The organism is Zhihengliuella sp. ISTPL4, assembly GCF_002848265.1.
GTDB lineage: Bacteria > Actinomycetota > Actinomycetes > Actinomycetales > Microbacteriaceae > Microbacterium.
This window is the reverse complement of sequence record NZ_CP025422.1, coordinates 3359066-3379922: the sequence shown is the minus strand read 5'-3', so window position 1 is coordinate 3379922 and position 20857 is coordinate 3359066. Positions and strand designations below refer to the sequence as shown.

Genomic DNA, 20857 nt, shown 5'->3' with positions numbered 1-20857 from the left:
CCGGGCAGAACCCGGGGCCTTCGCAGAAGCGCTGGTGCGCTGGAATTACTTGAGGGTGACGGTCGCGCCGGCCTCTTCCAGAGCAGCCTTGGCCTTCTCGGCCGTCTCCTTGTTGGCGCCCTCGAGGACGGCCTTCGGAGCACCGTCGACGACGGCCTTGGCCTCGCCGAGGCCGAGCGAGGTGAGCTCGCGGACAGCCTTGATGACCTGGATCTTCTTGTCGCCAGCAGCCTCGAGGATGACGTCGAAGGAGTCCTTCTCCTCCTCGGCCGCGGCCTCGCCTGCGCCGCCAGCGGCACCGGCGACGGCGACGGGAGCAGCAGCGGTGACCTCGAACTTCTCCTCGAACGCCTTCACGAACTCGTTGAGCTCGATGAGGGTCAGGCCGGCGAACTGCTCGAGCAGCTCCTCGGTGGAAAGCTTCGCCATGATGTATCTCCTAGATAGATGGGGTTTGTAGACGAGATCGCCGGTCGCTTACGCGGCCTCGGCGGTCTCCAGCTTTTCGCGAAGCGCGTCGATGGTGGCGGCAGCCTTGCCCATCGTCGCCTTCATCATGCCCGCGGCCTTCGCCAGCAGAACCTCGCGGCTCTCGAGCGAGGCGTACGTGTTGACCTCGTCGGCGGTGAGGGCCTTGCCCTCGAAGATGCCCGACTTGATCACGAGAAGCGGGTTGGCCTTGGCGAAGTCACGCAGAGCCTTGGCGGTGGCGACGAAGTCACCGTGCACGAACGCGACAGCCGACGGCCCCTTGAGGTCCTCGTCCAGCGCGGAGATGCCGGCCTTGTTGGCGGCGATCTTGGTCAGCGTGTTCTTCACCACGGCGTACTCAGCGTCCTGACGGATGCTGTTGCGCAGCTGCTTGAGCTGGGCAACCGTCAGACCGCGGTACTCGGTCAGCAGGACGGCGTTCGAGTTCTCGAATGACTTCGTGAGCTCGTTGACCGATGCATCCTTCTGCGCCATGGTCACTCCTTGGTGTGTACGAGGCGCCGCACGGTGGTGGGGCGCCGGCCTCCGACCCCCTGCAAAAGAAAAGAGCTCCGGCGCAAGCGCACGGAGCTCGGAAGTTCGTGACACCTGCGCGGGCCCCTGCGATGCAGAGCTTCGATCCTGTGCACTCACACGCACACGATGACCAGCGGTCTTCGGTTATGACCACTCTACCCCACGCTCTCCTTCCTCCCAAATCCCCCCTCCCTCCGCCGACCCACCCCCTTCGGTGCGCCCCGGCCCCTTCCGGCCGCACGCAAGGGGCCGGGGCGCGCGGAAGGGGGTGGGTCGAGGCTCAGCGGGCGAAGAGGCCGAAGAGGTCGAAGGCACGGAAGTGCGCGTCGGCAGCGGCGAGGGAGGCGACGTCCGCGCTGGTCACCCGGATCACCCGCCAGCCGGTGGTTCCGCGCACCCAGTCCTCGCGGATCTTCTCGTCCAGCACGACCCTCTCCGCGGTGCGGTCCCCGCGGAGCTCGTCATCCAGGTACTTGTCCCGGCCGTCGCACTCCACGAAGGTGCGGCATCGGTCGACGGCGATGTCCATCCAGAACCTCCCGCCGCGCGGCCCGTCGACCGGCACCTGCAGACGCGGCCTGCCGAAGCCGAGCTGATGGAGCCGATGCCGCGTCACGCTCTCCAGCGGAAGCTGTGCACGACCGTCGGCCAGGCTCACGATCCGACGCGCCTGCACGATGCCGCGGAGCCGTGGACGGCGGACGCGGTCCACGAGGTCCGCCAGGAGAGCCTGCTCCGCGGTGTCGTCGAACTCCCACGGGTCACCGCCGACGAGGGCGAGGGCGGCATCCGCGACGGCGAGGGCCGCCTCCGGAGCGACCGTACGGGCGAGGTCGACGACCGTCCGGGCGAGGGAGGTGCAGCGGATGCCGTCCCGATCCACGACGTCATCATCCGGCACCCGTCCCTCGTGCCGCAGGATCCCTGGTGTGCTGTGCCGACGGTCCGGGGGCGCCGTCACATGAACCCTCGTCGGACGCACCCGGTACAGCGGCAGTCCCCACAGCACGGCGGCCGAGACGTGCGAGAACACCGGCCGCGTCTGCGAGGCCGAAAGGTCGGCGGCCACGACTTCCGCGCGGTGCCGGGATTCCGGTGCGAGCTCGTTCCAGGCCTGCTGCGCGACGTACCACCCGCGACGGACGTGATGCAGCCGTCGCCCCACCTCGGCGGCACGGAGCGTCCGGGAGCCCCACCCTTCCTCCTCCAGCCGCCGCCGACCGAGGAGCATCGTCCGGATCTCGTCCGCACTCACCTGCCTCATCCCCCGAGTCTGCTCGCCCGCACACCCCCCGCTCCCCTTCTGTGAGTTCCCCACACCCCTTCCCTCCTTCCCCCTCTTGTGTAGGAACGATCCCTCGCTGTCCACCCCCACCCCCTTGTGTGCCTCCCACCCCCTTTCGTGCGCACGCAAGGGGCCGGGAGGCACGGAAAGGGGTGGGTCGGCGGGAGGGGCGGCGTGTGCGGCGGGAGCGGGGGTGGGGGAGAGTTAGAGTCTTCTGGTGACCCCGGAACTCCAAGCTCGCATCGTCGCGGATTCCCGCGACCGCGTGGCATGGATGAGGGCACGATCCCGCGGCATCACGGCCACCGACGTCGCCGGACTCACGAGCGAACGCTCGATCGCCCGTGCTGCCGACGCCAAGCTCGGCGGCGGACCGCGGTTCGGCGGCAACGCCTACACGGACCACGGCCGGCGCAGAGAGCCGGAGATCGCCGCCTGGGTCGCCGCGACGCACGGAATCTTCCCCTCCTCCGCGCTGTTCCGCGCCGAGATCGAGCACCGCCACCTGGCGACGCCCGACGGCATCTCGGTGGACGCGGACGGCCGCGTCAGCCTCGCGGAGATCAAGACCACCAACAAGGCCTTCCGCGGCATCCCGCGCACATACCTGCGCCAGGTGTGGTGGCAGCAGCACGTGCTGGGCGCCGAGCGCACGCTGTTCGTCTGGGAGGAACACGTCGACTTCTCCCCCGTGCACGACGAGCCCCGCTGCGTGTGGATCGACCGGGACGACCGCGAGATCGCCAAGCTCGTCGGGCTCGCGACCGACCTCATCGACGAGCTGTATCGCCGCACGACCGGACGCACGGTCCCGACGCGCTCCGTCACCCCCGTGGACAGCCGTCGCGAGCAGCTCCGCGAGCGCGACGCCTTCCGCGCCCTCGCCCTCGCCGACTGAGCGGACGGCGCGTGCTCACGTGCACGTGTTGTTCCCGCCCAGACCGAGCAGTCCGCCCACCGACAGCGTTCGCGTCGCGGCGGGCGAGACCCAGGACGTTCCGGGGAGAACGGCCTCGACCCGCACCGTGTTGGAGGAGCCGAGCAGGCTTCCGAGAAGGGTGCTGAGCAGGCCAGAACTGATCGTGGTCGCGTACGTGTACGGCCCGGTCCCGCTCTGACTGACCGAGCCGTTGTCGACGACGACCGTGTTGATCGACAGCCGCTGCTGCGCTTTCAGGTACGGCGAGGTCCAGGTGATCGTGAAGCCGGTAAAGGTGCCGAGCAGGCTCGTCACCGTGCAGGAGGTGATGGACGGCGCGACCAGCCGTGTTGCGGTGAAGGATCCCGCGGCGTGTTCGACATCCGTGAAGCGCGCTGCCGTGGACTCCACGGACGACGCGGAGAAGGCGGCGCAGAGCAGGACGACCGCGACGACCCCGGCGCCCCTCCGTCGATCGCGCTTCATCGCGCCACCTCCCCACCGCCAGAACGGCGCCGACCGGCGCCGAGGACGGCGCCGCCGACCACGACCAGCCCTGCCGCCACGATCAGGGGCGCGATACCCGGCGAGGGCCCCGTCGTCGCGAGCCCCCCGCCCGGGCCCGCGAGCACCGTCTCCCCCGCACCATGCGCGACGACCTGGACCTCGGTCGTCCCGGCACCGTCCGCAGGATCCAGCGCGATCGCGAGACGGAGGTGGGCGGTCTCGGAATGGGCGATCTCGGTCACCGGGACCTCGGCACCGTCCCGGGGGATGCTCCAGTCATCACGGACGACCGCCGAACCGGACGCGCACCCCGAAGCGCCCCAGGGTTCGGAGCACAGCGCGATGTCGACGCGGAGGCGGGCATCCCCCGTCGCCCGCACGCCGATGCGGATCCGTCCGGGCTCCCCGGCGTCGGCGCTGACCTCGACGTCCCACTGCACGGGCTGGCCGGGAAGCATCCCTCCGGCGGAGTCCCAGTCCGCGATCGAGACCAGCCGCAGCACATCGCCCTGGATCACCTCCGATGTCGGCTCCGCCCGGGCGACGCCCGGGACCGCCACCGCCAGCAGGAGGGGCGCCGCGAAGAGGGCCGCCACCCCGCGCCGTCTCACGACCCCTCCGTGCGCACCGGAACCCGCCGCGGCGTCCGCGGCCAGAACGCCCAGACCACGAGCGCCGTCGCCGCGATCGTGAGCACAGCGAGGACGACCGGGTCCCCCAGCGCCACCACCACGGCGGCCGCCCCTGGCACCGCGAAGAGCACCGTGCGGACGGAGGACACCGGGTACGGGACGGGATCCTCCGCCGCGTTGGCGTCGCCGCGCAGGGTGAGCATCCGCTCGTCCTCCGCGGCTCCGGGCTCGACCGCCGTGACGCGATGGGTCACCGGGAGCTCGCCCGTGCGATCCACCGTCACGACGTCCCCGACCTCGACTTCCTCCGCGGGCACGCGCTGCACGACCGCCACGGAGCCGGCGGGGATCGTCGGCGCCATCGAGCCCGTCCGGAACATGATGAGCGTGATCTGCGAGGTCGCCGCGAGGATCACGAGGACGATGCAGATCGTCCCGGCCGCAGCAGCGCACCACAGGAGCAGATCCCCCAGCATCCTCCGCCCGCGTCCCCGCACCTCGACCGGCTCTCCGGCCCGTGCTCGCCCCTCCCGACGGGTCGCGGTCATGACGACGTCCCCTGGATCTGCCAGGTCTGGGTCATCGTGAGCCCTTGCGCCCCGTTCGCCGCCGCCGTGGGAAGGGTCACCGCGAAGCAGTAGTTCACCTGCGCCGCGCCGTTCGCCGCCACAGCCTGCGTCGTCGCCCCCGCCGTCGTGAGAGCGGACCCGTCAGGAATGACAGCGGTCCCCGCCGGGTACGTCGCCGCCGTGCAGGATGGCGCGGCGACCGTCCGCACCCCGTAGGTGAGATACGTCGCCAGCCCCGTTCCGCCCGGTGTTCCCGGTGTGAGCTGCAGGACCCCGGCCACCGAGGGGTTCGCGGTCCGCACGCTGAACAGCGCGTACGTCGTCGTCCCCGGTGCCATGGCGGTGGGCGGCAGCTGGAAGTTCAGCGCGGCCGCCGTTCCCGTCGTCGCGTGACTGGAGAAAGTCGTCCCGTCCGTGGCCCCGACGATGTCGAAGCGGCCAGCCGTGAAGGTCGCGGCGCCGTATTCGGAGTCGTTCCAGGCGGCGAGGGTCGCGGTCGCGCCGACGCCCAGCACGAGACCTCCGGCGAGTATCGCCCGGATCCGGCGGGAGCGCGTCCGTCCCTTCTCCCGCCTCACTCTGCGGGTGTCCATGAAGACTCAGCTCGTGGACGTGGCCGTGAACTTCCACGTGGCGTCGGTCACCAGCCCCGGCTCCAGCGCGGCGTCCGCCGTCACGGCGAAGCAGAGCTGCACCGCGGTGCCGGCCGCGTCGGCGGTCGCGCCCTCGGTGAGAGGTACGGTCGTCACCCCGGTCTGCGCGTCCAGCGTGGCCCCGGTCGCGATGGGGGTGCCGACCGCCGACGCCGCGTCGCATGTCGCCCCCGGTGCGAGCTGATAGACCGCGTACGACAGATGGTCCGTGTTCGAACTCGCCGCCGGGTCCGCGGTCGTCCCGTCGGCGACCAGATCCGCTCCCGTCGTCGTCCCCGCGGCGAGGCGCACCCAGAAGCCGGCGTAGACGGTGTCGGACGGCGACATGTTGCCGACCACCCCCGCCGGCAGAGTGAAGGCCAGTGCCGCTGCCGTGTCGCCGTCGTCCACGTTGTGGTCACTGAAAGTCGTGCCATCCGTGGAGCCCTCCAGGTCGAAGGCCCCGGCTGTGAACGTCCCGGTCGCGAACTCCGAGTCGTTCCAGGCGGCGAGAACTCCCGCCACCCCCACACCCAGGACGAGCCCGCCCGCCAGCACCGCAAGGACTTTTCGTTGCGTCGTCTTCGTCGCCATCTTTTTCCCCCTCAGGAATCCGGTCTGCGCGGATGCCCGACGAGTAGAGCTCAGGCCTCCCGCGTGCTGGTATATTGCCGGAGCCCGGGGGCGAGGACAAGCCCCCCTTCGCGGCGGCCGCCCTCAGTCCCGGCGCTGCGAACGCGCAGACGGCGGCGGGGCCAGGACCTGACGCGCCTCTTCCGCGACCTCCGCGGCGATCGTGTCGAGCAGGGCGGAGGGCAGGTTCCACTGCTGCCAGTACAGGGCCACGCGCAGGGTCGGACCACCGAGCGGGATGAGGTCCGGAGTCTCCTGAGGCCGCGGCACCATCCCCCATCCCAACCCGAGGCCGACGGCCAGCGCATAGTCGTGCGACGCAGGGACGTAGTGCCGGGGAACACCTGCCGCCGGCACGCCCCTCGCGGCCAGCCACTCGTGCTGGAGGGTGTCGCGGCGGTCGAAGTCGACGAACGGCGCGTGCGCCAGAGCGTCGGGGGTCACGCCGTCCGGGAACCATCGGCGGGCGTAGGCGGGTTCGGCCATGGCACGGTATTCGAGCACGCCGAGGGGCGTGACCGTGCACCCCGCGACCGCCGTGGCCTCGCTCGTCACCGCCGCCATGACCGTCCCGGATTCGAGCAGCCGGGCGGTGAAGTTCTGGTCGTCGCGGTGCAGGTCGACATCGATGTCGTGCGCGGCCGAGAGCCGGGCCATCGGCGCCAGGAACCAGGTCGCCATCGAATCCGCGTTGACGGCCAGCGGCACGCTGATGCGCCGCCCCTCGGCGCTCCCCTCGATGCCGACTCCCACGAGGGCGTCTTCTTCGAGGAGCGCGATCTGCCGCGCGAGGCGCACCACGGACTCCCCCGCCTCGGTCAGGCGGACCGGCTTGCTGCGGACCAGGAGGATGCGTCCGAGCTGTTGCTCCAGCGCCTTGAGACGCTGGCTCACCGCGGACGGGGTGACCTGCAGTCGGCGGGACGCGGCGTCGAGGGTGCCCTCGTCCGCGACGGCGGCGAGGGTGGCGGCGAGTTCCGGGTCGATTCTCACATCAGCGATGCTAATGGTGCGGAAAAAATCTTCGCTGTCCTTCATGGTTGCGAGTTCATAGGCTCGACACATGCTCACCGTCCTCGCCGGCCTCGGCCTCGGCCTCTCCCTCATCGTCGCGATCGGCGCCCAGAACGTGTTCGTCCTGCGGCAGGGCATCCGCCGCGAGCACGTCCTCGCCGTCGTGATCGTGTGCGCGCTCTCCGATGCGGTGCTGATCGTCGCCGGTGTCGCCGGGCTCGGGTTCGTGCTGTCCGCCGCACCCTGGCTCGTGGTCGTGGCGCGCTGGGCGGGGGCGCTGTTCCTCCTCGGATATGGACTGCTCGCGGCGCGGCGGGCCTGGCGCGGCGGCGAGGAGCTGGTGGTCGACGGGGGCGACGCTCCGGTCCTCGAGGCGTCCCGGGGCACCGGCACGCTCACCCGCACCCGCCTCGCCCCGGTGATCCTCACGACGCTGGCCTTGACCTGGCTGAACCCGCATGTGTACCTCGACACGGTGCTGATGCTCGGCTCGATCGCGGCGACGCACGGAGAGGAGCGGTGGCTCTTCGCGGCGGGGGCGGTCGCGGCGAGCATCCTCTGGTTCACCGCCCTCGGCTTCGGCGCCCGCTACCTCGGACGGTGGCTGCGCACCCCGCGCTCCTGGCGCATCCTCGACGCGGTGATCGCGGTCGTGATGATCACGCTGGCGGTGAGCCTCGTGCTCCCGGTGCTCGGCGGGTAGCCGTTCACCCCGCTTCGATCTGCGACACCCGCGCCCGGACGAGGGCGCGGACCGCCTCCTCCGGCAGGGGGTGCTCCGGCTGGAACCGGATCGTGCCCTTGTCGAGGCTGACGTCGGGATGCCCTTCGAGGAGCTGCGTGACCGCCGCGACCGCCTCAGGGCTGAACGGGTAGACGCCGATGTGCTTCTTCGCGCGCATCACCGAGAGCAGCGGCTTGCCGTCGTACACGAGCGCCGGCATGCCGTAGCCCTTGCCCTGTCCCGCCTCCGGCACCTCCTCCGTGGCGATCGCATACACACCATCGATCACCGCACGGTCCGCGGCATCGAGGTCGGTCAGGTAGTCGTCGATGGTGCCCACGCACCGCATCCTGCCATCGATCCCCCTCGCGGTCGAGGGGTCAGGCGCCGTCGAGCGGACGGAGGATGCGCGTGAGGAACCGCTGCGTGCGCTCGTGCTGCGGCGCGCTGAACAGCTGAGCGGGCGGCCCCTGCTCCACGACGACGCCGCCGTCCAGGAAGAGCACGTGGTCGGCGGCCTCCCGCGCGAAGCTCAGCTCATGCGTGACGACGGCCATCGTCCAGCCCTCGTCGGCGAGCTCCTTGATGACGAGCAGCACCTCGCCGACGAGCTCCGGATCGAGCGCACTCGTCGGCTCGTCGAACAGCAGCAGGTCCGGCTGCAGTGCCAGCGCCCGCACGATCCCGACGCGCTGCTGCTGCCCGCCGGAGAGCTGGTGTGGTCGCGCATCCGCCTTGTCCGCCAGGCCGACCCGGGCGAGCAGTGCCTGCGCTTCGGCGACGACCTCGGCCTTCGGACGGCCCTGCACCCGCCAGGGCCCCTCGATCACGTTCTCCAGCACGGTGAGGTGCGGGAAGAGGTTGTGGTGCTGGAAGACCATCGCCGACCGATCGCGGAGCGCGAGCCGCTGCTGCTTCGCGACCCGGGGCTTCGGGCGGACCTCCGGGGCGAAGTCGATCTCCGGGCCCCCGGCCATCGCGATGGTGCCGGCGTCCGGCGTCTCCAGGCCGTTCAGCGCTCGCAGGACGGTCGTCTTGCCGGAGCCGCTCGGCCCGATGAGCACGACGACCTCGCCGCGGTGCAGGGTGAGGTCGAAGCCGCGGAGCACCTCGGTGGCACCGAAGCTCTTGTGCAGGCCGCGCGCGGTGAGCAGCGGTTCGGCCGTGGGGTCAGTGCGCGACACGGCTGTCGAGCCTCCTCTCCAGGGCGCTCTGCCCGAAGGAGAGCACCAGGCAGATCACCCAGTAGACCAGCGCCGCGGCCAGATACACCACCATGAACTCGAGTGTGGTGGAGGCGATCTGCTGCGCCACCTTGAAGAGCTCCGTCACGAGGATCAGCGAGGTGAGGGACGTGTCCTTCACGAGCGAGATGAATGTGTTGGACAGCGGCGGCACTGACACCCGGGCGGCCTGCGGCAGGATGATGCGGGTCAGCGTGCGGGTGCGGTTCATCCCGACCGTGTACGCGGCCTCCCACTGCCCCTTCGGCACCGAGAGGATCGCCGCCCGCACGACCTCGGCACCGTAGCCGCCGACGTTGAGCGAGAGCGCGATGATGGCACTCGGCCACGGATCGAGGGTCACCCCGACGGACGGCAGGCCGTAGAAGATCACGAAGAGCTGCACGAGCATCGGCGTGCCGCGGATCACCGAGATGTAGAACCGGGCGATGCCGGACACGACCGGGTGCACCGAGATCCGCATCAGCGCCACGCCGATCGCGATCACGAGCCCCAGCGCGAACGACACCAGGGCGAGCGGGATCGTCGCCGTCAGCCCCGCCCAGGCGATCGGCCCGAGCGAGGAGAAGAAGAGCTCCCAGGGGTTCTGCATCGCCTACTGCGAGACGTCTTCGCCGAAGTACTTCTCGCTGATCTCGGCCAGAGTGCCGTCGGCACGGAGCTTGTCGAGCGCTTCGTCGACCGCATCGACGAGCGCCTCCTTGTCCTTCGTGAACACGAAGGCCTGCTCACCGGCATCGTCGGTCTCCGCGGCGATCTTCAGGCCGGTCGGGCTGTTGGTCGTCTCGTAGTCGAGGAACGTCAGCTTGTCGTTGACGGTCGCGTCCACCCGGCCCTGACGGAGGAGCTCCACGGCCTGCGCCCAGCCCTCGACGCCCTCGACCTTGGCGCCCGACTCGGTGGCCAGCTCGTACCAGTTGCTCGTGAGGGACTGCGCCGTCGTCTTGCCCTCGAGGTCGTCGAAGGATGAGATGGAGTCGTCGTCCTCCTTGACCACGATCACGCCGGGCGACACCGTGTACGGGGTGCTGAACAGGTACTTGGCCTCACGCTCGTCGTTGATGGACACCTGGTTCGCGATCACGTCGAAGCGGCCGGCATCGAGGCCCGCGAAGATCGCGTCCCACTGGGTCTCCTGGAACTCGACCTCCAGACCGAGCTCGTCGGCGACCGCCTGGATGATCTCGACATCGTAGCCGGTGAGGTCGCCGGAGCCGCCGTCGCCGTGGAAGCTGAACGGGCGGTAGGTGCCCTCGGTCGCGACCGTCAGCGTGCCGTCCTTCACCAGGCCGAAGTCGGAGCCAGCGGCGCTCTCGCCGTCGGTGCTCGCGGGCGTGGTCGAGCCGCTGCACGCCGTCAGGGCGGCAGCGGCGACGACGAGTGCGGTGACGGCGATGAGACGACGGGACATGGACCCTCCTGGGGTGAGAAGCGCGGGTGCGAGTTTACGCGACGACCGCGGGAACTCCCCCACAGTACGCGTCGCCTCGCCACTCCCCCGCATCGGATGACGCCGGATGTCGCGGGTGGCCAGGGAACGCAGAACGCCCCCGGGCGGACCCGGGGGCGTTCGGTGCGACAGGTGCGAGACCGGTCGACGCGTCAGATGGCGTTGACGTCCAGCGGGATTCCGGGGCCGAACGTGGTCGACACCGCACCCTTCTGGATGTAACGGCCCTTGGCGCTGGACGGCTTGAGGCGGACGATCTCCTCGAGAGCGGCGTCGATGTTCTCGTTCAGCTGCTCGGCCGAGAACGAGGCCTTGCCGATGACGAAGTGCACGTTGGCGTGCTTGTCGACGCGGAACTCGATCTTTCCGCCCTTGATCTCCTCGACGGCCTTGGCCGGGTTCGGGGTCACGGTGCCGGTCTTCGGGTTCGGCATCAGGCCACGCGGACCGAGCACCTTGCCGAGACGGCCGACCTGGCCCATGAGCTCCGGGGTCGAGACCGCGGAGTCGAAGTTGGTCCAGCCGTCGGCGACCTTCTGGATGAGCTCGGCGCCGCCGACCTCATCGGCGCCGGCCGCGATCGCCGCCTCGGCCGCGGGGCCGGTGGCGAACACGATGACGCGGGCGGTCTTACCGGTGCCGTGGGGCAGGATGACGGTGCCGCGCACCATCTGGTCCGCCTTGCGCGGGTCGACGGCGAGCTTCAGCGCGACCTCGACGGTCGAGTCGAACTTCGCCGAACCGGTCTCCTTCGCGAGCGCGACGGCCTCGGACGGCGTGTAGAAACGGTCTGCCTCGATCTTCTCGGCGGCAGCCTTGTAAGCCTTGGACTTGGTAGCCATGATTATTCTCCTCAGCCCTCGACCGTGATGCCCATGGAACGGGCGGTGCCGGCGATGATCTTCGAGGCGGCCTCGATGTCGTTCGCGTTCAGGTCGGCCTGCTTCTGCTCGGCGATCTGACGGACCTGGTCCTTGGTGATCTTGCCGACCTTGACGGTGTGCGGGGTGGCCGAAGCCTTCTGCACGCCGGCGGCCTTCTTGATGAGCTCCGCCGCGGGCGGGGTCTTCAGGACGAAGGTGAAGCTGCGGTCCTCGTAGACGGTGATCTCGACGGGGATGACGTTGCCGCGCTGCGACTCGGTCGCGGCGTTGTACGCCTTGCAGAACTCCATGATGTTGACGCCATGCTGACCGAGCGCGGGGCCGATCGGCGGCGCCGGGTTGGCGGCACCGGCGTTGATCTGAAGCTTGATCAGGCCGGTCACCTTCTTCTTCGGTGCCATTCTCTTTCCTTTCCTCGAGGCGGATGCGAGCATCCGCTTCTCCCACGGCTCCGGCCTCTCCGGCCCGTGGTCGTCTGCGCGCCCTTCGACAAGCTCAGGGACCCATGCGGGCTATCGCACAAACCACGTAAGTCTACCCGATCACTCCCCCGCTCGCGAGCCGGCCCCTTCCGTACGACCCGGCCCGTTGCGTACGTCCGCAAGGGGCCGGGAGGCACGAAAGGGGGTGGGTCGACGGAAAAGAGAACGGCCGCCCCGGAAGGGACGGCCGTTCTCGTGCACTTCGGCAGGCTCAGTGACCCCCGGTCAGATCATCTTGGTGACCTGGTCGAACGACAGCTCGACCGGGGTCTCGCGCTCGAAGAGCGAGACGAGGACCGTGAGCTTGCCGCTCTCCGGCTTGATCTCGCTGATCGAACCGGGAAGACCCGCGAACGAGCCCTCCTTGATCGTGATGGTCTCGCCGACCTCGAAGTCGACCTCGGCGGGGAGCGGACGGGCGACGGCGACGCCACCCTTGGCCGCGATGTTCTTGGCGGTCGGGACGTCCTTCACCTCGACGAGGGACTTCAGCATGTTGAAGGCCTCTTCGAAGCGCAGCGGCGTCGGGTTGTGCGCGTTGCCCACGAAGCCGGTGACGCCGGGGGTGTGCCGCACGACCGACCAGGTGTCTTCCGTGAGCTCCATGCGCACCAGCACGTAGCCGGGGATGCGCACGCGGGTGACCATCTTGCGCTGACCGTTCTTGATCTCGACGACGTCCTCCATCGGGACCTCGACCTGGTAGATCTCGTCCTCGACCTCGAGCGTCGACTTGCGCTGCTCGATGTTCGCCTTGACCTTGCGCTCGAAGCCGGCATACGAGTGGATGACGTACCACTTGCCGGGGAGCATGCGCAGGTCCATGCGGAAGGCCTCGTACGGGTCTTCCTCGGACGCCGACTCGTCCTCGTCGGACTCGGCGGCGGGCCGGTCATCCTCGCCGTTCACGTCGGGCCCCTCGTAGGGGGTGACCTCGTCGGCGGCCTCGGCCTCCTGCTCAGCGGCCTCCTCGGCCACCGAGTCGTTGAGGACCTCGGCGGCAGCCTCGGCCTCCGCGGCCTCGTCCAGGTTCAGAGCGTCGTTCACGATGGCGTCCGCCTCCGGGTCGTCGATGTCGATGTCGATGTCTTCCGTCTCCTGCTCGCCGTCCTCGTCCTCGACGTGGACCGCGACGTGCTCGGCAGAGGTGACCGAGAGCTCCTCGGCGGCGAGCACGTTGCCCTCCTGGGCTTCGTCCTCCTCGCTGGACTGCTCTGCGGCGGTCGCCCAGTCGGCGTCGTCGGAATATCGTTCAGACACGTTGCTTCTTCTCCATAGCTGCGGCGGATGCCGCGGGGGTCATCAGCCAGGGATTCCGAACACGTAGTGCGTCAGGAGCCCGAAGACGTAGTCGAGACCGTAGACGATGCCCATGACGATCAGGACGAAGACGAGCACCACACCCGTGAACTTGAAAAGCTCCTTGCGGGTCGGGGTGACGACCTTGCGCAGTTCGGCGATGACCTGGCGGATGAACAGGGCGATGCCCCCGAAGAACCGGGAGAAGGGGTTGCCCTTCTTCTGGCGCGTGGCGCCGGCCGCGACGACCTCGCCGCGCGGTTCGTCCTGATCCATCCTGAATGTACCTTTCGTGTGTCAGCGTGCGCTGACGCGCAGGGCGGACAGGAATCGAACCTGCAACCTGCGGTTTTGGAGACCGCTGCTCTGCCAATTGAGCTACCGCCCTAGAGACCCGGAGATCTCGGGGATGCTCTCCCCACTCTGCCACCGGCCGATGTCGAGGACGCCAGGCACGGCGAAAGAATGCAGAGAACAACTGCTCACCAAGCATACGGCATCGATCCGGTGGTGCCGAACAGGAAGCGGAACCCGCGTTGTTGCTAGGCTCGGCGGGCGGACGAAGCAGGAAGGGACGCATGTGAGCGGGGATGTGCAGCAGTTCCAGGTGGACCTGCGCGGAGTCGTCGATCTGCTCAGCCGGCACATCTACTCCAGTCCCCGGGTCTATCTGCGGGAACTGCTGCAGAACGCGAGGGACGCGATCGCCGCGCGCCGTGAGGTCGACGGGGGCGGCAGCCGCATCCGGATCACGCCGCTGACCGCGCAGTCGGGCGAGTTCGTGCTCCGCGACGACGGCGTGGGGCTGACCGCGGCCGAAGTCGCCGATCTGCTCGCGACCGTCGGGCGCAGCTCCAAGCGGGACATCTTCGACCTCCCCCGGAGCGACTTCCTCGGCCAGTTCGGCATCGGGCTGCTGAGCTGCTTCATGGTCGCCGACACCATCGTCATCCGCTCCCGCAGCGCCAGAGGCGGCTCCGCGGTGGAGTGGACGGGCAGTGCGGACGGCACCTTCCGCGTCACGGAGATCGACGACGACCTGCCGATCGGCACCAGCGTGCACCTCGTGCCGCGCTTCGACGCCGACGAGCTGCTGCGGCCGGCGGCCGTGCACGAGCTCGCGACCACCTTCGGGGAGTTCCTGCCGGTGCGGGTGACCATCGACGCGCCGGGCGGGGACATCGACGTGACGCGCGAGCCGCCCTTCCTCGACCCTGCCGCCGACATCGAGGCGGCGGTGCAGTACGGTCGCGACCTGCTCGGGGCCGCCCCGCTGGACGTGATCCCGCTGAGCGAGCCGGCGACCGGGACGCAGGGCTTGGCGTACGTGCTGCCCTTCGCACCCCCGCCCGGCGCCCGCCAGGCGACCCGTATGTACCTGGGGCGCATGCTGCTGTCCGAGCGCGTCGACGACGTCCTGCCCGACTGGGCCTTCTTCGTGCGCGCCGTCGTCGACTCCACCGGCCTCGCGCCGACCGCGAGCCGCGAATCCCTCGTCGAGGACACGGCCCTGGAGCACGTCCGGGAGCAGCTCGGCGCCGGGATCCGCCGCTGGGTGCTCGAACTCGGGCTGCGCGAACCGCATCGTCTCGCGCAGTTCGTCGCCGTGCATGAGGTCGGACTCAAGTCCCTGGTGCGCCACGATGAGGAGCTCGCGCGCTTCATCACCCGCTGGCTCACCGTGGAGACGACGCACGGCACACTGCGGATCGGCGAGCTCGTGGAGCGTTACCCTCACGTGCGCTACGCCCAGACCGTCGACGAGTTCCGCCAGGTGGCGGGCATCTCCCCATCGGACGAGGTGCTCGTCAACGGCGGCTACCTCTATGACGCCGATCTGATCCGCCTGCTCCCCGACCTCTACCCGCAGGTCACGGTCGAGCAGGTCGATGTGACCGGGGAGCTCGATCGCCTCGACCCGCCGCCGCTCGACGACCGGGACATCGCCATGGCGTTGGAGTCCCGCGCCGGCGCCGTGCTCGCCGCCTCCGACTGTGCCGTCGTGGTCAGGGCGATCGATCGCCCCGAGCTGACCGGGCTCTACGTCGCGGATCCCGAGGTGCTGCGGACGATCGATCGCGGACGCACCAAGGGCATCGCGGGCACACTCTGGGGCGGGGTGCTCGACCGCATCGACCAGACGCTCTCGTCCGCGCGAGACGACGACCTCACGGCGCGGCTGTGCCTGAACTGGTCCAACCGCGTCGTCCGCGCCCTCGTCCGCGTCGAGGACGACGCCGTGTTCGCGCGCACGGTCCAACTCCTCTACATCCAGGCGCTCCTCGCAGGTCACCACCCGCTCTCGGACGCCGATCGGGCGCTCATGACCAGCGCCCTCTCCGACCTCGTCTCGCTCTCCGCCGGCATCGAGGGGGACACGCTCCCCTTCGACGCGCGCTGACACCCCCGACTACCCGAAAGGGCCCTCCATGGCACGTCCGAAGAAGCGCTTCCAGCAGCTCATCGAGGAGATCGATCGCACCCCGTGGGGCCCGGCCGAGCAGGCCCTGGTGGCGGAGGCCGTCGCGCTGGCCATCGAGATCGGCGATGAACGGCTGGAGTACGAGGCCCGGATGCGCCAGACCGCCTCGGCGAACATGGTCGGGGCCACCGACGTCATGCTCAACTCCTTCGCCTGGTGCCTGGCGCATCACGACGCCGACCCGCAGCGGTTCCCCGCCGACCTCGACAACGGCGGGGCCGACCTCATGTGGCAGTTCAAGTGGATGGCGTCGTCCCTGCGCTCCTCCCCCGCCTTCTCGCAGGAGCAGATCGCGGCGGTGCTCGACGACATGGAGGCGCACTACCGCGCCGCAGGGCTCGGCCTCAGCGGCGTGCTGACCGCCCGCTTCGAGGACGCCTGGGATGCCGGTCGGTTCGACGCCGCCGAGGCCTTGCGCGTGCAGCTCGAAGCCACGCCGCGGGACGAGCACAGCCACTGCGATGCGTGCAGCCGCAGCCAGTTCGCGGGCTTCTTCGCGGAGACCGATCGCGACGCCGACGCGATCCGCCTCGTCGAGGAGATGCTCGAGGGCGGGTTCTCTTGCGGCGAGGAGCCGGAGCACGCCCTGTCCCGCGTGCTGCTGCCGTATCTGCGTGCCGGTCGCGCGGAGGACGCGAAGACCGCGCACCTGCGCAGCTACCGCCTGGCGAAGGACAACCCGGACAACTTGCGCATCGTGGCCAACAACATCGTGTTCGCCGCGATCACCGGCAACGAGGCGCGGGCGCTGGCCCTGATCGAGAAGCACATCGCGTGGCTGGCCCACGACGGCCTCAACGTCGACGCGCACTTCGCCGCCCTCACCGCCTTCGCGGTCGCTCTCGACCGCGTCACCGCCGCCGGACACGGCGACACCCCGGTCCGCGGCGCCGACGCCCCGGCGCTCGTGCCGCTCCTGGGCGCGCACGACGGCCCGTGGAGCGCCGCCGAGCTCGCCGCGACCGCCTGGTCGACGGCCGAGCGCATCGGCGCACAGTTCGACGAGCGGGACGGCACCGACGGCCATGCCCGCAGCCTCGCCCGGATGCGCGCTCTCGCCGACGAGAGCTACGACGTCCCGATCCGCTCCGACGCCTTCGTCGCCCCCGCGCCGGCCGCGACCCCGACCGACCCGGACGGATGGTTCGAGCGGGCGATGCAGCTCGCGCAGTTCGGCGCCGAGCAGGAGACCCTCGCGGCCCTCCCCCACGCCCTGGAAGTCGACGACGCCGCCAAGCGCGCGCAGCTCCTGTCGATGCACCTCGGCATCCTCGTCGCTCTCGATCGCGTGGACGAGGCCGAGCGCATGCTCCCCGAGCGGATCGCCGCGCTGCGGGCCGCCGGGAACGACGCGCAGGCCGATCTCGAGGAGCGGCTCGGCCTCGCGACCTTCGGCCTGCACACCGACGAGACCATGGCGGCGCTCGAAGAGGAACTGGCCGAGGCCGACCGTCTGCCCGCGTGGTCGCGCGGCGATCTGGCGATCAGCCGCGCGTCGCTGCACCTCCGGGCGGAGGAGCCCGATGCGGCGCTCGACCTCGCGGAGCTCGCCGCCCGCTCGTTCGCGGAGGCCGACGATACCCGACTGTCCAACACGACGACCCTCGTCGCGATCGGCGCGGTGCTGAGCAAGGGCGACCTCGACGCCGGCCGCACGCTCCTCGACCGCTTCCTCTCCCAGGACGACCTGTCCGCGGGGCACCGGGCCCACGCGCTGCAGACCAGGGCCCGCGTGCGCGGCGGCTCGGGTGCATACCAGGACGGGGCGACGGACGCCGACGAGGTGTGCCGTCTGCTCGCCGAGCTCGGCGCCACCCGCGCCCTCGCCGAGGCCCATGTGCTCGCGGGCGCGCTCTGGGAGGACGCCGAGGAGCCCGAGAAGGCCGTCGCCCGCTACCGTCTGGCCGCTCGGCTGCAGGACGACGGCGATCGCACCGGCGTCGACTTCCGCCTGGCCAGGGCGATGCTCCGCGCGGGAGACGCCGAGGAGGCAGCCGAGCTCTTCGGGGATGTGCTGCAGCGCGAGGAGAACGCCGAGACTCCTGCGGGTTCGCGCGCCATGACCGCCTCTCTCCTGGCCCGGTCGCTCGCCGAGTCCGGGGAGTTCGGCCAGGCGGTCGGCGCACACGGCTACGCCGCCGAGCTGTTCGGACAGGCGGAGGCCCACGCCGACCAGGCGATGGCCATGACGGAGCAGGCGAAGATCCTCGCCCGCTTCGAGGAGCACGACGACGCCGTGCGGCTGCTGGAGGGCGCTGCGGAGATCGTGCGGCGTGCCCCCGAGGCCGTCGGCGCCCTGTCCGAGGTGCTGCACAGCCTCGGCCAGGCCTACGCAGGCCGGGGTGACGAGCGCGCGTTCCCCCTCTTCGACGAGGTCGCCGCTCTCGCCCAGGAGCACGAAGCCGGCTGGCTGCTCGCCGACGTGACCGACTCCCGCGGCCGCGCGCTCGCCCAGTTGGGCCGGATCGACGAGGCCGTCGCCGCCGCTCTCACCGCCGCGGACGGTTTCGCCGCGCTCGGCGACCAGGGCGCCGCCGGGAGCTCGGAACTCTTCGCCGGCCGGGTGCTCGCGGGGAACGCCCGCCCGGCCGATGCCGTGCCGGTGTACCGGAGCGCCCTGGAGCATGCCGAGGGCTTCCCGCCGCTGCGTCAGGTCGCGGCGCTGGAGCTCGGCGACGTGCTGGAGGCACTGGGACGGCACGCCGAGGCCGCCGAGGTCAGGGCCCTCGTCGAGAGCTGACACGACATCGGCGCGGGATCCGGAGGGGATCCCGCGCCGATGTCGACGGGGCGGAGGGCCGCGTCAGAAGAGCTGACGCCAATTCGCCCGTGCGAGGTCGAGCAGCTCGTCTCCGCGACCCGACATGACCGTGCGGATCGCGTAGAGCGCGAAGCCCTTGACCTGCGCGGCCTCGATCGCGGGCGGCATGGACAGCTCCTGCCGCTCGGTCACGACGTCGAGGAGCGCGGGGCCGTCGTGCGCGAGGACCTCGCGGACGGCCTCCGGCAGATCCTCACTGCGCTCCACCCGACGGGCGAAGATGCCCATGGCCTCGGCGATCGCCGCGAAGCTGGGGTTGTCCAACCCGGTGCCGTAGGTGACGAAGCCGGCGGCCTTCATCTCCAGCTCCACGAAGTTCAGCGATGAGTTGTTCACCACGATCGTCTTGACCGGGAGTCCGTTCTGGGTGAGCGTGAGCAGCTCGCCGAGCATCATCGCGAGGCCGCCGTCGCCCGCGAGCGCCACGACCTGACGGTCCGGGTGCGCGACCTGCGCGCCGATGCCGTGCATCAGGGCGTTCGCCATCGAGCCGTGCGTGAACGAGCCGATCAGCCGGCGCCCTTCGGTCATGGACAGATACCGCGCGGCCCAGACCGTGGGCGAGCCCACGTCGGCGGTGAAGATCGCGTCGTCGGCGGCGTACTCGTCCAGCAGCCGCGCGAGGTACTGCGGATGGATGGGCCGCTTTCCCTTGGCCGGCACTGCGAGCTCGTCGAGCTTCTTGCGCGTCTTCCGGTAATGGGCCACGGCGTCGTCGAGGTGGCCGCGGTCGTCCTTCCGCGCGAGACGGGGAAGCAGGGCCTCTGCGGTCGCCTTCACGTCACCCACGAGACCGAGGTCGAGCGGGTGGCGCTTGCCGAGCTGGGAGCCGCGGATGTCGACCTGGATCGTGGTCGCGTGCTCGGGGTAGAACTGCTCGTACGGGAAGTCGCTGCCGAGGACGAGGAGCGTGTCGGCGGCCTCCATGGCCCGGTAGCCCGACGCGAAGCCGAGCAGCCCCGTCATCCCGACGTCGAACGGGTTGTCGTACTCGATGAACTCCTTGCCGCGGAGGGCATGGACGATGGGGGCACCGAGCGCGTCGGCGAGCGCGATCACCTCGTCGTGCGCGCCCTCGACGCCGGCCCCGGCGAGGATGGTGACCTTCTTGGCGGCATTCAGCATGGTCGCCGCCTTCTCCAGCTCCGGGCCGCTCGGCTGGATCAGCGGGCGGGTGCGCTCGATCACCACGGCACGGTCGTCCGCGATCTCGGCCAGCGCGACGTCTCCGGGGATCACGAGGACGGCGACCCCGCGCTGCTCGATCGCCGCGCGCATCGCGATCTCCATCAGCCGCGGCATCTGCGACGGGTCCGCGACGTACTCGACGTACACGCTGCACTCGCGGAACAGCTCCTGCGGGTGCGTCTCCTGGAAGTACCCGGTGCCGATCTCGACGGTCGGGATGTGGGCGGCGATGGCGAGCACCGGCACCCGGGAGCGCTGGGCGTCATACAGGCCGTTGATGAGGTGCAGGTTGCCGGGTCCGCACGATCCCGCAACGACGGCGAGGTTTCCGGTGGTGCCGGCGTCGGCCGCGGCGGCGAAGGCGGCGGACTCCTCGTGGCGCACGTGCACCCACCGGATCCGGCCGTCCTTGCGGAGGGCGTCCGTGAGTCCGTTCAGGGAGTCGCCCGGGATGCCGTAGACCCGGTCGACTCCGTTGGCGTTCAGAGTCTTGACGATGTTCTCAGCGACGTTGGCCATACCCCGACCCTACGCCCGCACAGGGCTCGCCGGGGCCGGGCTCAGTACTCCTGCGGGCCGTCCCGGTCGGGCTCGGGATCGCGCCGGAACGCGCGGCCGGAGACCGATGCCGGGGCGATGCGCACGTACACGCGCTTGTCGGTCGGGATCCACGGGCGCAAACCCGCCGCCTCCGCCCGCTCGATGTCGGCGTCGGTCTCCAGCGCCTCCGCGCGCCCGCGGACGATGACGCTCCAGGCGGCGGTGTCCGTGTGGTCGTCGACCTCGAAGAGCACATCGGCGTTGACCGTCAGCTCGAACAGCTTGCTCCCCGGCGCGGTCCGGAACAGGAGGCCCTCGCCGTCGACGGCGTAGTTCACGGGGAAGATGTCGATGGTCTCGCCGACCCTGGTGACGAGCCGCCCGAGCTCCTGGCTGCGCAGGTGCTCCCAGCTCTGCTCCGCGGTGAGGGTCTGGACCGGATCCGTGTGCGCACTCATGCCGCCATTGTGCCTCGTCCGTCCTCGACGCGCACCCCGTCGACCCGGCCCCTCTCGTGCGAGCGGCCCCCTTGCGTGCGTACGCA

At 70.4% G+C, this 20857-nt stretch carries 23 protein-coding genes and 1 tRNA gene; 4 read left to right on the top strand and 20 right to left on the bottom strand.

The window, feature by feature from the left end:
- Positions 1-45: 45 nt before the first annotated feature.
- The 3 genes from rplL to CYL12_RS16265 all read right to left on the bottom strand — a co-directional run bounded on the left by rplL (position 46) and on the right by CYL12_RS16265 (position 2272).
- Positions 46-429, bottom strand: a complete 384-nt coding sequence (gene rplL, locus CYL12_RS16275) for a 50S ribosomal protein L7/L12 (RefSeq protein WP_025104227.1) — start codon at positions 427-429, stop codon at positions 46-48.
- A gap of 48 nt (positions 430-477) precedes the next feature.
- Positions 478-966 (bottom strand): 50S ribosomal protein L10, encoded by a 489-nt coding sequence (rplJ, locus tag CYL12_RS16270; protein WP_101848489.1) that lies wholly within the window; start codon positions 964-966, stop codon positions 478-480.
- A 322-nt stretch (positions 967-1288) separates the two neighbouring features.
- Positions 1289-2272 (bottom strand): hypothetical protein, encoded by a 984-nt coding sequence (locus tag CYL12_RS16265; protein ID WP_158297213.1) that lies wholly within the window; start codon positions 2270-2272, stop codon positions 1289-1291.
- Positions 2273-2510: 238 nt separating this feature from the next.
- Between CYL12_RS16265 and CYL12_RS16260 the strand changes: the two genes are divergently transcribed.
- On the top strand, positions 2511-3191 hold the full coding sequence (locus CYL12_RS16260) for a YqaJ viral recombinase family protein (RefSeq protein WP_101848487.1): 681 nt from the start codon (positions 2511-2513) through the stop codon (positions 3189-3191).
- Between the two features lie 15 nt (positions 3192-3206).
- Here CYL12_RS16260 and CYL12_RS16255 read toward each other — a convergent pair whose 3' ends face one another.
- The 6 genes from CYL12_RS16255 to CYL12_RS16230 all read right to left on the bottom strand — a co-directional run bounded on the left by CYL12_RS16255 (position 3207) and on the right by CYL12_RS16230 (position 7223).
- Positions 3207-3698, bottom strand: coding sequence for a hypothetical protein (locus CYL12_RS16255; protein WP_101848486.1), 492 nt, complete (start codon positions 3696-3698; stop codon positions 3207-3209).
- Complete coding sequence (locus CYL12_RS16250; RefSeq protein ID WP_101848485.1) at positions 3695-4315, bottom strand: hypothetical protein; 621 nt, start codon at positions 4313-4315, stop codon at positions 3695-3697. Before CYL12_RS16250 ends, CYL12_RS16255 begins: the two co-directional genes overlap by 4 nt.
- An 11-nt stretch (positions 4316-4326) precedes the next feature.
- Positions 4327-4899 carry a signal peptidase I gene (locus CYL12_RS16245; RefSeq protein WP_101848484.1) on the bottom strand — a complete coding sequence of 191 codons (573 nt, stop codon included), beginning with the start codon at positions 4897-4899 and terminating at the stop codon, positions 4327-4329.
- The gene (locus CYL12_RS16240; RefSeq protein WP_101848483.1) at positions 4896-5513 is read right to left on the bottom strand and encodes a SipW-dependent-type signal peptide-containing protein; all 618 of its coding nucleotides are present in this window, start codon (positions 5511-5513) and stop codon (positions 4896-4898) included. Before CYL12_RS16240 ends, CYL12_RS16245 begins: the two co-directional genes overlap by 4 nt.
- Positions 5514-5519: 6 nt before the next feature.
- On the bottom strand, positions 5520-6146 hold the full coding sequence (locus CYL12_RS16235; protein ID WP_101848482.1) for a SipW-dependent-type signal peptide-containing protein: 627 nt from the start codon (positions 6144-6146) through the stop codon (positions 5520-5522).
- A gap of 123 nt (positions 6147-6269) precedes the next feature.
- The gene (locus CYL12_RS16230) at positions 6270-7223 is read right to left on the bottom strand and encodes a LysR family transcriptional regulator ArgP (RefSeq protein WP_101848481.1); all 954 of its coding nucleotides are present in this window, start codon (positions 7221-7223) and stop codon (positions 6270-6272) included.
- A gap of 25 nt (positions 7224-7248) precedes the next feature.
- Here CYL12_RS16230 and lysE point away from each other — a divergent pair, with 25 nt between their 5' ends.
- A complete protein-coding gene (gene lysE, locus CYL12_RS16225) occupies positions 7249-7902 on the top strand; it encodes an L-lysine exporter (protein ID WP_101848480.1) in 654 nt (217 codons plus the stop codon).
- A gap of 4 nt (positions 7903-7906) precedes the next feature.
- Here lysE and CYL12_RS16220 read toward each other — a convergent pair whose 3' ends face one another.
- From CYL12_RS16220 to CYL12_RS16180, 9 genes are all read right to left on the bottom strand, one after another.
- Positions 7907-8263, bottom strand: coding sequence for an iron chaperone (locus tag CYL12_RS16220; RefSeq protein WP_101848479.1), 357 nt, complete (start codon positions 8261-8263; stop codon positions 7907-7909).
- Between the two features lie 40 nt (positions 8264-8303).
- On the bottom strand, positions 8304-9107 hold the full coding sequence (locus CYL12_RS16215; protein WP_101848478.1) for an amino acid ABC transporter ATP-binding protein: 804 nt from the start codon (positions 9105-9107) through the stop codon (positions 8304-8306).
- Entirely contained in the window at positions 9094-9759 is a 666-nt protein-coding gene (locus CYL12_RS16210; protein WP_101848477.1) for an amino acid ABC transporter permease, read from the bottom strand. Before CYL12_RS16210 ends, CYL12_RS16215 begins: the two co-directional genes overlap by 14 nt.
- Before the next feature lie 3 nt (positions 9760-9762).
- Complete coding sequence (locus tag CYL12_RS16205) at positions 9763-10578, bottom strand: amino acid ABC transporter substrate-binding protein (protein ID WP_101848476.1); 816 nt, start codon at positions 10576-10578, stop codon at positions 9763-9765.
- A 191-nt stretch (positions 10579-10769) separates the two neighbouring features.
- Positions 10770-11459 carry a 50S ribosomal protein L1 gene (gene rplA, locus CYL12_RS16200; protein ID WP_025102336.1) on the bottom strand — a complete coding sequence of 230 codons (690 nt, stop codon included), beginning with the start codon at positions 11457-11459 and terminating at the stop codon, positions 10770-10772.
- 11 nt (positions 11460-11470) lie between these two features.
- Positions 11471-11902, bottom strand: coding sequence for a 50S ribosomal protein L11 (rplK, locus tag CYL12_RS16195; RefSeq protein WP_025102337.1), 432 nt, complete (start codon positions 11900-11902; stop codon positions 11471-11473).
- Between the two features lie 306 nt (positions 11903-12208).
- A complete protein-coding gene (nusG, locus tag CYL12_RS16190; RefSeq protein WP_101848475.1) occupies positions 12209-13243 on the bottom strand; it encodes a transcription termination/antitermination protein NusG in 1035 nt (344 codons plus the stop codon).
- A 42-nt stretch (positions 13244-13285) separates the two neighbouring features.
- Positions 13286-13558, bottom strand: coding sequence for a preprotein translocase subunit SecE (gene secE / locus CYL12_RS16185; protein WP_101848474.1), 273 nt, complete (start codon positions 13556-13558; stop codon positions 13286-13288).
- A 39-nt stretch (positions 13559-13597) separates the two neighbouring features.
- Positions 13598-13670: transfer RNA gene (locus CYL12_RS16180), tRNA-Trp, on the bottom strand.
- Positions 13671-13862: 192 nt separating this feature from the next.
- Here CYL12_RS16180 and CYL12_RS16175 point away from each other — a divergent pair.
- Together CYL12_RS16175 and CYL12_RS16170 are read left to right on the top strand one after the other, a co-directional pair.
- On the top strand, positions 13863-15683 hold the full coding sequence (locus tag CYL12_RS16175) for an HSP90 family protein (protein WP_158297212.1): 1821 nt from the start codon (positions 13863-13865) through the stop codon (positions 15681-15683).
- 28 nt (positions 15684-15711) lie between these two features.
- Positions 15712-18504 (top strand): hypothetical protein, encoded by a 2793-nt coding sequence (locus CYL12_RS16170; protein ID WP_101848472.1) that lies wholly within the window; start codon positions 15712-15714, stop codon positions 18502-18504.
- 63 nt (positions 18505-18567) lie between these two features.
- Here the strand turns inward: CYL12_RS16170 and poxB are convergent, their stop codons facing one another.
- Positions 18568-20292, bottom strand: coding sequence for a ubiquinone-dependent pyruvate dehydrogenase (poxB, locus tag CYL12_RS16165; RefSeq protein ID WP_101848471.1), 1725 nt, complete (start codon positions 20290-20292; stop codon positions 18568-18570).
- A 41-nt stretch (positions 20293-20333) separates the two neighbouring features.
- Positions 20334-20771, bottom strand: coding sequence for a pyridoxamine 5'-phosphate oxidase family protein (locus CYL12_RS16160; protein ID WP_101848470.1), 438 nt, complete (start codon positions 20769-20771; stop codon positions 20334-20336).
- Positions 20772-20857 lie beyond the last annotated feature (86 nt).